Below are 15,445 nucleotides of genomic sequence, written 5' to 3' on the forward strand. Positions count from 1 at the left end.
TCAATTGACACTCTTTTTTTGAATGATTATAATAAGAGGAGGTTTTAAGGGTTTGAGAGGGGGAAGATAACGATGGAGAAACGACTTGAACGGATAAAAAAGCATCTACACTCACAGAGCTATAAACTAACACCTCAACGTGAAGCAACTGTTCGTGTCTTGCTTGAACATGAAGAGGACCACTTGAGTGCAGAAGATGTATACCTCCTCGTTAAAGAAAAGTCACCTGAAATTGGGTTAGCTACAGTTTATCGTACATTAGAATTATTAGCAGAATTAAAGATTGTTGATAAAATTAACTTTGGAGATGGTGTTTCTCGCTTTGACCTTCGTCAAGAGGGAGCTGATCATTTTCACCATCACCTAGTATGTATTGAATGTGGAGCTGTAGATGAAATTCAAGAGGATTTATTAGGAGATGTTGAAGAAATTGTTGAACGTGATTGGAATTTTAAAATTAAAGATCATCGTTTAACGTTTCATGGTATTTGTCATAGGTGCCATGAACATGAAGAAACGGATACGAGCAAAGAGGGAAAGAGCTGACTATTTATAAGTGTCAGCTCTTTTTAACTGTTAATAAGGTATAGATTTTTTGAATAGCTGTATTTACTAGTATAATTCCTTCTTATTTTGGCATAGCTTGTAACAGGAACCTTTTGTTTAAGAGGAGATGAATTAGATGAGATCATGGTTACAAGCGGTCATACAAACGTTAAAAGTATTTATTCTTTTTATGGGATGCACCTTATTGTTCTATTATGGTATTCTATGGGTAAGTCAAGAATATGAGAGTTACCATCGGTATGATGAGCCGGAAGGAAAGGCTGTTAAAGTCTTTCAACCGGAGGAAGGTCATGTCTCGAGTTTTTTTGAGAGATTAAGGTTCTTCTATCAAGAAGGAGAATAACATCTTAGTTATGATAGGAGCGATATCATTTGGACAATATAATAGCTCAATTTCTTCATTATATACAGGTGGAAAGAGGACTAGCTAATAATACGATTCTCTCATATAAGCGGGATTTATCACAATACGTTCATTACATGGAAAAAGTAGAGAATATATCTAGCTTGAATCAAATTACTCGACAACACATTGTTTATTATTTATATGAACTAAAGGAAAAAGGTCGAGCCGAAACAACCATAGCTCGTACGATTGCGTCTATTCGTGCATTGCATCAATTTGCCTTACGCGAGAAGTTATCTGATCAAGATCCATCTGTCCACCTGGATATTCCGAAAGCGGTGAAAAAATTACCGAAAGTCCTTTCTACTACTGAGGTTGAAGCACTATTAGAAGCTCCAAAGGGTAATGATGTCTTTTCGATTCGCAATCGAGCCTTACTAGAGACATTATACGCTACTGGAATGAGGGTTTCTGAGCTCATTCGCTTAACCGTTACAGATACACATTTAACAATGGGCTTTGTTCGTTGTGTCGGTAAAGGGAATAAGGAGCGAATTATACCATTAGGAAGTGCTGCAACTTCTGCGCTACAAACCTATTTTGAGAAGAGTAGATTACAATTAATGAAGAAGAAGCGTCACGACTATGTATTTGTTAATTTACATGGAAATCCTTTAAGTAGACAAGGTTTTTGGAAAGTCCTCAAACAATTAACTGAGAGTGCAAGTATTCAAAAGAAACTTACACCACATACACTACGGCATTCATTTGCAACTCACTTACTTGAGAATGGGGCTGATTTACGTGCCGTACAGGAAATGCTTGGACATGCCGATATTTCTACAACCCAAATTTATACACATGTAACGAAAAATAGAATGAAAGATGTATATACGAAATATCATCCACGAGCGTAAAGGATCATAAGCTAAACGGGATTCGTTGTTTAGCTTAGCTCTGTACGATGGAGTTGTCAGACATCAGACAATGATGATGAATTGTCATGAAAAGTAGTGTTTGAATTGAGTTTTTTACCTCTATTAGGGTATGTTAGTAAATATAAGATTGAAGAAGGAGGAAATCTATTTGTCAAATTATACGTTTAAGCGGGTATTCTTAGTTGTATTAGATTCCGTCGGCATTGGAGAAGCTCCTGATGCTCATTTATTTGGTGATGAAGGGTCACACACGTTAGGTCACATTGCAGAAAAAATGAATGGACTACATATGCCGAATATGGCAAAGCTTGGTTTAGCACATATTAGAGAGATACAAGGTATAAATAAAGTCGAATCACCATTGGCGCATTACGGCCTCATGAAGGAAGCATCAAGTGGTAAGGATACGATGACGGGACATTGGGAGTTAATGGGGCTTCATATTAAAGAGCCGTTTCGAGTGTTTCCTGAAGGATTTCCTCCTCAGCTTGTTGAACAATTAGAACGAGCGTGGGGACGAGAAATGATTGGAAACAAAGTTGCCTCAGGTACAGAAATTATTGCAGAATTAGGTGCAGAACATGTAAAGACGGGTAAGCTCATCGTCTATACATCTGCAGATTCTGTATTACAAGTGGCTGCTCATGAAGATGTTGTTCCGATTGAAGAATTGTATGAAATCTGTAAAAAGGCACGAGCCATTACACTTGATCCGCAATATATGATTGGTCGAATTATCGCCCGCCCTTTTGTTGGGGGAAACGGCAATTGGGTACGAACACCTAATCGTCATGACTATGCGCTAAAGCCATTTGCTCGTACGGTTATGAACGAATTGGTAGATGCTGGTTTTGATTCGATAGCGATCGGGAAAATTTCTGATATTTACGATGGTGAAGGAATAACGAAGTCGGTACGGACGATATCCAATGATGATGGGATGAAAAAACTCGTTGAATCGATGAAAAATTCGTTTACTGGAATAAGCTTTGTGAACTTAGTTGATTTTGATGCGAAATATGGTCATCGCCGAGATCCGATTGGTTATGGGCAAGCATTAGAAGCGTATGATCAACAATTAGCTGAGGTGATCGAACACGTAACCGAGGATGATTTGTTAATCATTACAGCGGATCATGGTAATGATCCGACTTATCCTGGTACGGATCATACTCGTGAACTCGTGCCATTACTCGTTTACTCGAAAAGACAGAAGCGAGGTAATGATTTAGGTACACGGGAAACATTTGCAGATGTCGGTGCGACGATTGCTGACAATTTCAACATTACAATGCCGAAATACGGTATTAGCTTTTTGTCAGAACTATGAGTGATAGTAGAATAAATGCAAGGGGTGAAAAAATTGGACAAGGAAAATATTGGACGAGCAACACAATTTTTAAAAGATCAAGTGAGAGATAGTCCTACAATTGGACTTATCTTAGGGTCAGGATTAGGAGTACTCGCAGATGAAATTGAAGAAGCGATAGATGTACCTTATCGTTCAATTCCTCACTTTCCAGTCTCGACTGTGTCTGGGCACGCAGGAAAGCTCGTATTTGGAAAGCTGCAAAATAAGTATGTCGTAGCTATGCAAGGTCGTTTTCATGTATATGAAGGATATCAAGCTCACGAAGTGTCACTTCCAGTTAGAGTGATGAAGCAACTCGGTGTCAAACAATTAATTGTGACAAATGCAGCAGGCGGAGTGAATACATCCTTTGAACCAGGACATCTAATGCTAATATCAGATCAGATTAATCAAATGAATCAAAATCCGTTAATTGGACCAAATAATGAAGATTTAGGCCCTAGATTTCCCGACATGTCAAATGCGTATTGCGACCAGTTACGTCATATTGCCCGTGAGCAAGCAAAGAAGTTAAATCTTACGTTGCAGGAAGGTGTGTATGTTGCGAATAGCGGTCCTTCTTATGAAACACCTGCGGAAGTTCGTATGATTCGAGAGCTTGGCGGTGATGCCGTTGGGATGTCCACCGTACCTGAGGTTATCGTTGCTCGTCATATTGGACTTGAAGTACTTGGTATAACGTGCATTTCGAATATGGCAGCCGGAATTCTTCCGCAGCCGTTAACACATGAAGAAGTTATTGAGACGACGGAAAAAGTGAAGGAAGATTTTTTAGCATTAGTAAAAGCAATTGTACATTCAATGTAGAGGAGATGTTGAAATGACGACATTATTAGAAGCCATTAACGAATCAACGGAATTTATTCAAGCAAAAATGAAACATACACCAAAAGTTGGGCTAATACTTGGTTCAGGATTAGGAGAGCTTGCGAATGAAGTAGAAGACGCTGTCCGCATTAATTATGAGGATATTCCTCATTTCCCTGTCTCAACAGTTGAAGGACATGCTGGACAATTAGTTATAGGTTCATTAGAGGGACAAGATGTCATCGCTATGCAAGGTCGTTTTCATTATTATGAAGGCTATACAATGCAACAAGTGACGTTTCCAGTAAGAGTGATGAAGGCGTTAGGTGTGGAACTTTTACTTGTTACGAATGCGTGTGGTGGAATGAACAAAAGCTTTTCACCTGGGGATTTAATGGTTATAACGGATCATTTAAATATGACTGGTGACAACCCTTTAATTGGTGCTAACTTTGATGAGTTGGGTCCGCGTTTTCCAGATATGAGCCATGCTTACACACCTGAACTTATTACGTTTGTTGAAAAAACGGCTAAGTCATTAAACATTCAAATTCAAAAAGGTGTATATGCTGGCGTGACAGGTCCGACTTACATGAGTGGAGCCGAATTAATTATGCTCCGTAAGCTAGGTGGAGACGTAATCGGAATGTCCACAGTACCTGAGGTCATTGTCGCTAGGCACGCAAATATGAATGTAATCGGCATATCATGTATTACAGATATGGCGATAGGTGAAGAAATTCAAGGGATAACCCATGACGAAGTCGTTGAAGTCGCTAATAAAACGAAACCGACCTTTATTAAATTAGTTCGTGAGCTAGTAGCAAAAGTTGAGCTGTAGAGTAGAGGATGTGATCATTCATGCGCATGGTTGATATCATTGCTAAGAAGCGAGATGGAGAAGAATTAGAAAAGGCAGAAATTCGATATGTTATTAATGAATATACGAATGGTTCGATTCCTGACTATCAAATGTCTGCATTTGCAATGGCCATCTATTTTCAAGATATGACAATGAAAGAGAGAGCTGAGTTAACGTTGGCGATGGTTGAGACAGGTGATCAAGTTGATCTTTCTGAAATAGAAGGGATCAAAGTAGATAAGCATTCTACTGGTGGTGTTGGTGATAAAACAACAATCGCCTTAGCACCACTTGTCGCAGCTGTAGGAGTTCCTGTTGCTAAAATGTCTGGGCGAGGGCTTGGTCATACAGGGGGAACAATCGATAAGCTAGAATCGATTCCTCATTTCTCTGTTGAAATGAAACCATCTGAATTTATTGCATTAGTTAATCGAAATAAACTGGCAGTGGTAGGACAAACAGGCAACTTGGCTCCTGCAGATAAGAAATTATATGCACTGCGAGATGTAACGGCTTCGGTCAATTCGATACCGTTAATTGCAAGCTCTATTATGAGTAAGAAAATTGCATCAGGTGCTGATGCGATTGTGCTTGATGTAAAAACAGGTAGCGGGGCATTTATGAAGGAATATGACCAGGCTCGAGAATTAGCGGAGGCAATGGTGGAAATTGGCGAGCAACTCGGCAGGAGAACGACGGCTATTATTTCTGACATGAGTCAGCCTTTAGGGTATACAGTTGGTAATTCTTTAGAAGTCAAGGAAGCGATTGGTCTATTAAAAGGTGAAGGGCCTAACGATTTATACGAGCTATGTATGAGACTTGGAAGTCAGATGGTGTATGCAGCGAAGAAGGCTAAGTCTCTAGAGAAAGCGCGAGAGATGCTAGAAGAAGTGATTGAAAATGGGGAAGCTCTAAATGTGTTAAAAAGGTTTATTGAGTCACAAAAGGGTGACCCATCTATTGTGGATCATCCTACAAAATTGCCTGTTGCGAATAGGCTTGTGCAAGTTGTTTCTCAATATACGGGTTATGTAAAAACAATCGATACAGAACAAATTGGGGTAGCAGCGATGCAACTAGGAGCTGGAAGAGCGACAAAAGAATCAAAAATTGATCTTGCAGTCGGAATAGAGCTACATAAGAAGCTTGGTGATCATGTTAAACAAGGTGATAATTTAGCGACGTTGCATGTCAACGACTGTTCTTTTGAACAAGTCGTACAAATCGTTGAGAATGCCTATGGTTATTCCGAGGAAAAAGTCGCTCCACCTAATCTTATTTATGATGAACTCATGTAAGTCTTTTTGTTGTTTAAATCATTGTGCGGAGCCATTGTCCTAATTGTATTCGATTTCGACTTAAGCAAAACGACATCCGCGCATAATATCCTAATTACTAAAAAAAGCCTAATGAGAAGATAGGTTCACTCATTAGGCTTTAATTATAAAGAAATGTGATAGTGGAGGTAGCTGCTAACTATTATCAATCACTCTTCATTCAGTTGAGCATGAGCAAGTAATTGTATCGTTCGATCATCCATTGGAGGATTATGAATACCTGCTCTAACATCCCGGTAGTATCGTTGTAGCTTGCTACTGTTGTATAGACTGTGAGCACCAACTACTCGCATCGCTCGATCAACAACCTTCTGAGCAGAATTGACGACATGAAATTTAGCGACTCCTAATTCTAACTGCATCGACATTCGCTCCTCATCGGTTGCATGGTCCCATTTCGAAGAAACGCCATAAAGTAAGTGACGTGCTTGAATTAAATCAGCTTCATTCTCTCCAATTTTAGTTTGAACCGCTGGTATATTTTTAATCGGCCCATTTAAACTGTTTGGAGAATAGGTCTTAGCAAATTGAACAGCTTCGTATTGTGCTGCTTGCGCAATCCCCAAATAACAAGCTGGAATATGTAAGAGCCAGCCTGCAGGACTCTTTTGTCCAGGAGTAAATGTTTCAACATAATAATGGGAAGGAACCTCGACGTCCTTTAAAATAAGGTCATGACTTGCTGTTCCGCGCATACCAACTGTATCCCATGTTTCATCAATGGAAATACCTTTAAACTTTTTCTTGACGAGAAAGTTACCGACTTCACCTGTTTCGAGTGTAGCTGAAACGAGAATATAGTCTAGTGCTGGTACCATTGAGGTGAAGCTTTTTCGCCCAGAGATGAGCCAGCCATTTTCAGTTTGGACCGCTTTTGTTGTAGGTTTACCTCCTCTAGTAGGGCTACCTGTTTCTGGTTCTGTTGCAGCTGCATTTAATAGAGCACCTTTGGTGGTTATATCACTTGCCACTTCATCTAATGTTTCTTCAGGCCAATTTTTATCATGTAGTTCCGATGTAATACCAATATGCCAACCGATTGAAAGGCTAGTGGAGCCATCAGCGATGGCGAGGATCTCTTGGAGTTCTAGCCATTCAGTTAATGTCAAACCTTGTCCTCCTAATGATGTGTGTAAACTTAAAGAAGGGTAGCCAACCTCTTGTAGTTCATTTATATTTTTAAATGGAAATGTTTTTTTTTCATCATGTTCTTTCGCACGATCAGCAAATATAGCCACGATTTCTCGTAATCGTTTTTTTCGTTCTGCTTGAACTAAATGGTGTAATAACATTGTTTCAACTCCTACTGTTTCCTTTTACTTATCTTACCATAAGCTTGTAGGAATCACGAAGCAAATAGGCATATCCACTAGTCTAATTAGCTCAAAAAGCTCAGGCCTTCTTTTGGACGAATAAAGGCATCACATACAAAAGCAGCCATTCCTAGAGCAGTTGAATGTGTGGCCAATGTTGAAAAACGAATGTGAAGATTTGCCTGTTGAAATTGATAGCGATTTTGATTCGTTACTTCTTCAATTGGCTCCTGTAAAAAAGGCTCTAAACTAGCAAGACGATTTCCGATGATGATCTCATCGGGGTTGAATGTGTTCATAATCGAGTTAATGCCATAACCTAAATATAAACCTATTTCATGAATGATAGTTAGGGCTCGTTTGTCTTTTTCGTTGGCATATTTAATGAGATCTTCTAAATCTATATGACCTTGTTGATAGACTTTTTTCGCTTCTTTAAGTAATGCTCGTTCAGAAGCGTATAATTCCCAACATCCCTTGTTCCCACAAACACATTTACGACCACCAGCTTGTATAGTTGTGTGTCCCATCTCGCCAGAAAAACCATTAATCCCACGATACAACTGATTATTTAGAATGATTCCAACTCCAATACCTGTTCCTGCACTAATATAAATCACATTTTCGCTTTGTTGCGCTGCGCCAAACTTCTTTTCACCATAGGCTCCTCCGTTCGCTTCGTTATCAATGATAACAGGGATTTCATAGGTAGATTCTAATTCTTTCTTTAACTCAATACTTTTCCAGTGGAGATTTGGTGCATGAACGATCATCCCACTATTATTAACAATACCCGGGACACCTACGCCAATTCCAACAATACCATATGGACTATTAGGAGCTTTCTTCATTAATTGTTTTATGATTGAATGGAGGTTAGAAAGAACGACAGAATAATGGCTATCTGCTAGTTTAATCGTTTGTTCGACTATAATTTCACCTTGTAAATTGGTAAGCACAGCAAGAAGTCGGTTAACTTGAAGATCTATAGCAATAGCAAAGCCTGCTTTTTGATTGAAGTGTAGCATGAGCGGGCGTCTACCGCCGCTAGATTCACCTGGTCCAGATTCATATATAAGCTCTTCTTCAATTAACTCATTAACTAAAGAAGAAACCGTTCCTTTATTTAATCCCGATTTTTGAGAGATGCTTGCTCTCGACACTGGTGTTTCAGATATGATTGTTTGTAGGACAAGCGATTTATTGCTTATTTTAACTAGCTGTTGATTCATCGATTGGTTCATCATTTCATCACCTTTATGAGAGGCTGAGACAATTGTGTTTTAATATATGAGAATCAGAACCAATGTACGAGGGGGGAATAAACTACTTCTGAATGATCCTTTACTATTCGTACAATGTTTAGATTCCTAGCTAAACACATTGATTATATTCTAGCCTCTTTTTCCTTTCTTATATTTTGACATATAAGTGTACTCAGAACAATTTCTATTTCTCTAGTATAAACTTAGTTTATCCAATAGACAAACAAAGTTTTGTGTGCTATGATCAATTTATTCAAACAAGTAGCAATAGTGAAAGCGTTCGCATTGTTATTTGATCTTATTTTAGGGGGAATGGTTCATGAGTTATTTTAAAAATGTTTCAAACATTCAATTTGAAGGTGCTCAGTCTAAAAATGATTTTGCATTTAAGCATTATAATCCAAATGAAATGATCCAAGGTCAAAAAATGGAAGATTTAATGCGTTTTTCAGTTGCGTATTGGCATACGTTCACAGGTGATGGAGGCGATCCATTTGGAGCAGGTACAGCGGTTCGCCCTTGGGATCATTTAAGTGGAATGGATTTAGCAAAGGCCCGTGTAGAAGCTGCATTTGAATTCTTCGAAAAGCTAGGTGTACCGTATTTCTGTTTCCATGACTTTGATGTTGCACCAGAGGCGGATACATTAAAAGAAACGAATAAAAATCTTGATGAAATCATTGCAATGATCCAAAACTACATGAAAACAAGTAAAGTGAAACTACTTTGGAACACGGCTAATATGTTCACACATCCTCGTTATGTTGGAGGGGCTGCTACTTCAAATAATGCGGATGTCGTTGCATATGCTGCAGCAAAAGTGAAAAAAGGTTTAGAAGTTGCAAAAGAATTAGGTTCAGAAAACTATGTATTTTGGGGCGGACGTGAAGGATACGAAACATTACTTAATACAGATATGAAGCTAGAGCTTGATAATTTAGGACGCTTTTTCCATTTAGCTGTAGATTATGCAAAGGAAATTGGATTTGATGGTCAATTCTTAATCGAACCAAAACCTAAAGAGCCGACAACTCATCAATATGATTTCGATGTAGCAACAGGAATCGGTTTCTTAAAAACGTATGATCTTGATAAACACTTTAAATTTAATATTGAAGCGAATCATGCTACTCTTGCAGGACATACATTTGAGCATGAGCTACGCTTAGCTCGAGTAAATGGTCTTCTAGGATCAGTTGATGCGAACCAAGGTGATACATTATTAGGCTGGGATACAGATGAATTTCCAACAGACCTTTATTCAACAACACTTGCTATGTATGAGATTTTGAAAAATGATGGATTAGGTTCTGGTGGGTTGAACTTTGATGCGAAGGTTAGACGTGGATCGATTGATACTGATGATTTATTCCACTCTCACATTGCCGGAATGGATGCCTTTGCGATTGGTGCGAAAGTAGCTAATCAGTTAATTGAAGACCAAGTATTTGAAACGATTCTTGCAGATCGATACGAGTCTTTCAATGATGGAATTGGCCGAGATTTCGTTGAAGGAAAAGCAGATTTCCATAAGCTTGAAGAATATGCGTTAGGATTAGATCCAATTCAAAATAAATCAGGTCGTCAAGAAAAGATTAAGGCTGTTTTAAATCAATATATCTTGAACGTTTAGTAATGAAGAAAGGGGCTGTCCAATGGGAACCGTATACCAAATGGACAGCCTTTTCAAGCATAAAAAGGAGGAAGAATAAATGAGTTATGTAGTAGGAGTAGATTTAGGAACAAGTGCTGTTAAAGTATTATTAATGAATAGAAAAGGCAATGTAGTAGCTGAATATTCCGAATCGTACCCATTGATTCAAGAAAAGTCAGGCTATAGTGAACAGGACCCAGAGCAGTGGGTAGAGAAAACAGCGAATGTTTTGTCTCAACTAGTGAAGGAAAATCCAAAAGAAGCGGCGAAGATAGAAGGGGTTAGTTTCTCAGGACAAATGCACGGACTTGTCTTACTAAATGAAAATCATGAAGTCATTCGTCCAGCTATCTTATGGAATGACACTCGTACAACAAAGCAATGTCAGGATATTTATAACATTGTCGGAAGGGAACAAATTCTTTCATTAACGAAAAATCCAGCATTAGAAGGATTCACATTACCGAAGATATTATGGGTAAAAGAGAATGAGCCTGAGAATTTGGCAGAAACAGCTGTTTTTCTACTTCCAAAAGACTATTTACGTTTTAGACTAACAGGTCAGTTACACAGTGAATACTCTGATGCTGCTGGTACATTGCTTTTAGATATTCAAAAGAAAGAATGGAGTTCTGAAATTGCCGATAAGCTTGATATTGATTTATCCATTTGTCCACCATTAGTTGAATCACATGAATGTGTGGGGACGATTACCGCAGATTTTGCTTTTGATAGTGGTTTACCACAATCGACTAAGGTATTCGCAGGTGGTGCTGATAATGCGTGTGGAGCAATTGGTTCTGGTATACTGTCAGAAGGAAAAACGATGTGTAGCATCGGTACGTCCGGAGTTGTTCTTTCGTATGAGGAGAACGGTGAGAAGGAATTTGGTGGAAAAGTCCATTACTTTAACCATGGTCAAGAAAATGCTTTTTACACGATGGGCGTCACTTTAACTGCGGGTCATAGTTTAAGCTGGTTTAAGGATGTGTTTGCTAAAGACGAACCATTTGAGCAATTAACAGCAAACATTGATCAAGTTCCACCAGGGGCTAATGGGCTGTTGTTTACACCATATTTAGGTGGTGAACGTACACCACATGCAGATTCGAGTATTCGAGCTAGCTTCATTGGAATGGATGCTTCTCATAAACGAGTGGACTTCGTTCGGGCTGTTTTGGAAGGAATTACGTTTTCGCTTAATGAATCGATCGAATTATTTCGTGATGCAGGTAAGCAAATTGATAAGGTGTTATCAATTGGCGGTGGTGCGAAAAACGAAACTTGGTTACAAATGCAAGCGGATATTTTTAATACGAAGGTAGAACGACTAGAAACTGAGCAAGGTCCTGGTGTTGGTGCAGCTATGCTTGCGGCATATGGTTGTGGTTGGTATGATAAACTTGCCGACTGTGCGGATGAATGGCTGGAAGTGAAAAAAACGTATGAACCAAATCAAGAACATGTGGAAGCATATAAGCAATTGTTTGCATTATATCAAAGTGTTTATACACAGACTAAAACATTAAATGAACAATTAGTGAGCTTCCGCAAATAAGAAGGTTAATTGGGGGGGACTTTCATGAAAGCGTTACGATGGGGAGTTTTAAGTACAGCTAAAATCGGTCAAACACAGGTGATACCTGCAATTCAGCGCTCGCGAAATGGCGAAGTAGCTGCAATTGCAAGTTCAAGTGGAAGGGCATCCGAAGTAGCTGAATCGTTATCTATATCAAACATATACGATAGCTATGAAGATCTGTTAGCAGATCCTGATATTGATGCGGTTTACGTCCCATTACCAAATCATTTACACAAAAAGTGGGTGATTGAAGCAGCAAAACAAGGAAAGCACATATTATGTGAAAAACCTGCTGCGCTTACGGCTGATGATACTGAGGAAATGGTAAATGTTTGTCATAATCAAGGTGTTACATTTATGGAAGCATTCATGTATCAGTTTCATAGTCAACATGAACGAGTTCGTAAAATTATTGCTTCGGGAGAAATTGGTGAAGTGAAACTCATTAAAGGGAGTTTTTCTTTCTTACTAGAAGACCGCACTGGCAATATAAGAGCAGATGCTAAAAAAGGTGGAGGTAGTTTATTTGATGTAGGTTGCTATCCTGTACATTCAATACGCCATATATTAGGAACTGAACCATTAAGTATCCAAGCACATGGCGAAGTGGAGCCCGAACGTGGAATCGATTTATCTGTTTTTGCTCATATGAAAATGGCCAATGGTGTGAATGCGATGTTTGATTGTAGCTTTGATATGACAAATCGTAATGAGTATGAAGTGATAGGCTCTAAAGGTGTTATCCGTGTTCCGAGAGCGTATCGACCAGATGTTGTTAACGAAGGTGAAGGTCTTATCATCGTTGAAGCAGGTGGAGATGTACGGACGGAAACGATACTAGACGATCAATACAAAAACCAGGTAGAACACTTTGCTAAAGCAGTATTAGAAGGTCAGGAGCCTTTTTATCCTGGTGAGCAGTCTATCCGTAATATGAAAGTCATTGATGCTTGTTATGAATCATTAAGGTCAGGCCATCGGATAATGATTTAGTACACTCATGAAAAGACTACTGAATATATTCGTCATTCAGTAGTCTTGTTTTGCTATTTCTAATATAAGTGGGTTCGAAAGCAGGAGCAGTCTTCGTGAAATGTTGTAATGGCAATATAAAAAAGTTATAGCTTGTTATCTTAATGTGAACACGAGAAATATGATAAAATAAAAGGAATAAAGAGGACACTGAAAAAGTACAAAACGACCTTTTCAGTACTTTTAATTAGCAATGGCTGCACTCGTCGTTTGATTGATATGAAAAACCCATTCGGATTAATTCTTTTCAAAACAGGTAACTGTTTCGCTCATTGCTTAAAGGGCACAGTGCCCTTGGAACAAGTGGAAGGAGGCCCATTCATGAGACCACATCAAATCTCGGCAGAAACAGCGCAAAAATTGGCAGAAAAGCTAAAGCTCCCACTAGAGCAAATTATGCATATGCCTCAGCATATTTTAATAGCTAAATTGGCTGAATTGGAAAAGTCTGAACATGATCGAGACGATTAGAAAAGTCGATGTGAGTAGCTAGTGTAGCTATCCTCACATCGACTTTTCTTCATTGGATTCTCGAAGTGGGATTTCTTTTAAGAAGCATGTCACGATTAAGGCCAAGCCTATTATAATGGAAGCTGTAAGAAATACAGATGATAAGGAAGCACTCAACATTTCTTGTAAGGAAGAAAGAAGTTCATCAAAGATGGTGATGGACTCTTCCGGTACATGACTTCGGATTAAATCAATTTCCCCTGGCTCCATTAATAAGCTAGGATTCATTAGCTGAGAGGTATCACTAGATATTCCCTCTAATGAAGTTGGGATACTCATTTCACTTAACTGTTTCCCCATACGTGCATTTAAAATCGTACCAAGTAAAGCGACGCCAATCGTTCCTCCCATTTGTCTTGAAAGTTGAGAAGTTGCCGTTACGACACCTAAATATCGATGTTCGACTGCGTTTTGCACGGTTAAAGTGAAAATCGGCATTGTTAAGCCAAGACCTATACCACAAATCATTAAGTAAAAAATGAGTGTTACGAGTGAGCTTTCAGTTGATAAAGTAGAATTAAGGAAGAGGCCAATAGAAAATAGCAGAAAACCAATTAAAGCAAAGTGTTTATATTTCCCGGTTTTCGTAATGAGCTGCCCGGCAATAGTACTGAAGACGACCATCGACAGGGTCATAGCTATTTCTGTCAAACCAGAAACCGTAGCCGAACGACCTAACACACCTTGAACGAAAAAAGGAACGTACATAATGACTCCAAACATGCCAACTCCCGATAAAAAAGAAACTAAATTTGAAACAGAAACGATACGGTTCTTAAATAAGGTGAGAGGAACAACAGGACTTGGTACATGCTGCTCTATCCAAAGAAAAAGCGAGAATGATACGATAAATACTAGGAACATACTTATGACTTGAATGGAAGTCCATCCGTAATCGTTCCCACCCCAGCTGACTGCTAATAATAATGAAAGGATAGCAACAGCTAATGTCATTGATCCGAAATAATCAATTTTTTCGCCTGCTTTTTTCTCAACTTGAGGGTACAGTCTGAGAATCATCATGAATGCAAAAACACCAACTGGTAGAAAAATCCAAAATACCCAAGACCAATTAAGATTATCGACAATGACACCACCTAATGTTGGACCAATTAAACTAGAGACCCCAAATACACCACCCATTAATCCTTGCCAGCGCCCTCGTTCACGAGGTGGAAATAAGTCTCCAATGGTTGTGAAAGCAGATGACATAATCATGCCGCCGCCAAAACCTTGAATGCCTCTGAAGATAATGAGTTGAATAATCGTACTTGAAAAGCCACTTAATAAGCCACCAATTGTAAAGATGGCAATTCCAGTTAAAATAAATGGCTTGCGGCCATAAATATCAGATAATTTGCCAACTAATATAGCGGTTGTACTAGCTGTTAGCATATAAATCGTGAACACCCAACTATAAAAATCCATTCCACCAATATCAGCAACGATTTTAGGTAATGAAGTCCCAACAATTGTCATGTTTAAAGCAGCAAAAAGAAGTGCAGACATGACAGCAACCATAATCGTCAACTTTTTTTTGAAATCTAAATTTTCCATTATTAAAGCCTCCAGTATGAAAAACAGACGTGATTAGCTTGTGAGTGACTATTTAATTATTGTACCTTATTTATTTTAACATGAAACAAATGAGATCAACGGATAGTCTGATCATTTCAATGGAGTATGTATGGTTCTTTCTAAAAAAGCAAACAAAAAAGAAAAACCCAAAATTTTTGTTTAGTAGTCAGGGTTCGGCCCTCCGATCTCGCTACCGGGATGGGGGGCACGCTTTCCGCAGGCGGGCGTTGAACTAACCGGCTGCGCCGGTGGATTTCAACCTGCCCTTTCCTCCTGCAG

The 15,445-nt window shown here is 38.9% G+C and carries 14 protein-coding genes; 11 read left to right on the forward strand and 3 right to left on the reverse strand.

The window, feature by feature from the left end:
* Positions 1-72: 72 nt before the first annotated feature.
* The 7 genes from fur to MW695_RS21035 all read left to right on the forward strand — a co-directional run bounded on the left by fur (position 73) and on the right by MW695_RS21035 (position 6,193).
* Positions 73-546, forward strand: a complete 474-nt coding sequence (fur, locus tag MW695_RS21005; protein ID WP_247107439.1) for a ferric iron uptake transcriptional regulator — start codon at positions 73-75, stop codon at positions 544-546.
* 136 nt (positions 547-682) lie between these two features.
* Positions 683-910, forward strand: a complete 228-nt coding sequence (locus MW695_RS21010) for a YqzK family protein (RefSeq protein ID WP_247107440.1) — start codon at positions 683-685, stop codon at positions 908-910.
* Between the two features lie 29 nt (positions 911-939).
* Positions 940-1,830 (forward strand): site-specific tyrosine recombinase XerD, encoded by an 891-nt coding sequence (gene xerD / locus MW695_RS21015; protein WP_247107441.1) that lies wholly within the window; start codon positions 940-942, stop codon positions 1,828-1,830.
* Positions 1,831-1,999: 169 nt separating this feature from the next.
* A complete protein-coding gene (gene deoB / locus MW695_RS21020) occupies positions 2,000-3,181 on the forward strand; it encodes a phosphopentomutase (RefSeq protein WP_247107442.1) in 1,182 nt (393 codons plus the stop codon).
* A 33-nt stretch (positions 3,182-3,214) separates the two neighbouring features.
* Positions 3,215-4,030 carry a purine-nucleoside phosphorylase gene (locus tag MW695_RS21025; protein ID WP_247107443.1) on the forward strand — a complete coding sequence of 272 codons (816 nt, stop codon included), beginning with the start codon at positions 3,215-3,217 and terminating at the stop codon, positions 4,028-4,030.
* Positions 4,031-4,043: 13 nt separating this feature from the next.
* Positions 4,044-4,871: a purine-nucleoside phosphorylase gene (locus MW695_RS21030; RefSeq protein ID WP_247107444.1), complete on the forward strand. Its 828-nt coding sequence runs from the start codon at positions 4,044-4,046 to the stop codon at positions 4,869-4,871.
* A 20-nt stretch (positions 4,872-4,891) separates the two neighbouring features.
* Positions 4,892-6,193: a pyrimidine-nucleoside phosphorylase gene (locus MW695_RS21035; RefSeq protein ID WP_247107445.1), complete on the forward strand. Its 1,302-nt coding sequence runs from the start codon at positions 4,892-4,894 to the stop codon at positions 6,191-6,193.
* A gap of 188 nt (positions 6,194-6,381) precedes the next feature.
* Here the strand turns inward: MW695_RS21035 and MW695_RS21040 are convergent, their stop codons facing one another.
* Together MW695_RS21040 and MW695_RS21045 are read right to left on the reverse strand one after the other, a co-directional pair.
* A complete protein-coding gene (locus MW695_RS21040; protein WP_247107446.1) occupies positions 6,382-7,524 on the reverse strand; it encodes an acyl-CoA dehydrogenase family protein in 1,143 nt (380 codons plus the stop codon).
* A gap of 86 nt (positions 7,525-7,610) precedes the next feature.
* Entirely contained in the window at positions 7,611-8,789 is a 1,179-nt protein-coding gene (locus MW695_RS21045; RefSeq protein WP_306421258.1) for an ROK family protein, read from the reverse strand.
* Between the two features lie 340 nt (positions 8,790-9,129).
* Between MW695_RS21045 and xylA the strand changes: the two genes are divergently transcribed.
* The 4 genes from xylA (at position 9,130) to MW695_RS21065 (ending at position 13,549) form a co-directional block, all read left to right on the forward strand.
* Positions 9,130-10,443, forward strand: a complete 1,314-nt coding sequence (gene xylA / locus MW695_RS21050; protein ID WP_247107448.1) for a xylose isomerase — start codon at positions 9,130-9,132, stop codon at positions 10,441-10,443.
* A gap of 79 nt (positions 10,444-10,522) precedes the next feature.
* Positions 10,523-12,022 carry a xylulokinase gene (gene xylB, locus MW695_RS21055; RefSeq protein ID WP_247107449.1) on the forward strand — a complete coding sequence of 500 codons (1,500 nt, stop codon included), beginning with the start codon at positions 10,523-10,525 and terminating at the stop codon, positions 12,020-12,022.
* 24 nt (positions 12,023-12,046) lie between these two features.
* Complete coding sequence (locus MW695_RS21060) at positions 12,047-13,039, forward strand: Gfo/Idh/MocA family protein (protein ID WP_247107450.1); 993 nt, start codon at positions 12,047-12,049, stop codon at positions 13,037-13,039.
* A 360-nt stretch (positions 13,040-13,399) separates the two neighbouring features.
* Positions 13,400-13,549 (forward strand): YycC family protein, encoded by a 150-nt coding sequence (locus MW695_RS21065; protein WP_247107451.1) that lies wholly within the window; start codon positions 13,400-13,402, stop codon positions 13,547-13,549.
* Positions 13,550-13,582: 33 nt separating this feature from the next.
* Here the strand turns inward: MW695_RS21065 and MW695_RS21070 are convergent, their stop codons facing one another.
* Complete coding sequence (locus MW695_RS21070) at positions 13,583-15,145, reverse strand: MDR family MFS transporter (protein WP_247107452.1); 1,563 nt, start codon at positions 15,143-15,145, stop codon at positions 13,583-13,585.
* Positions 15,146-15,445 lie beyond the last annotated feature (300 nt).

The organism is Halalkalibacter sp. APA_J-10(15), from assembly GCF_023017105.1.
GTDB lineage: Bacteria > Bacillota > Bacilli > Bacillales > Bacillaceae_D > Halalkalibacter.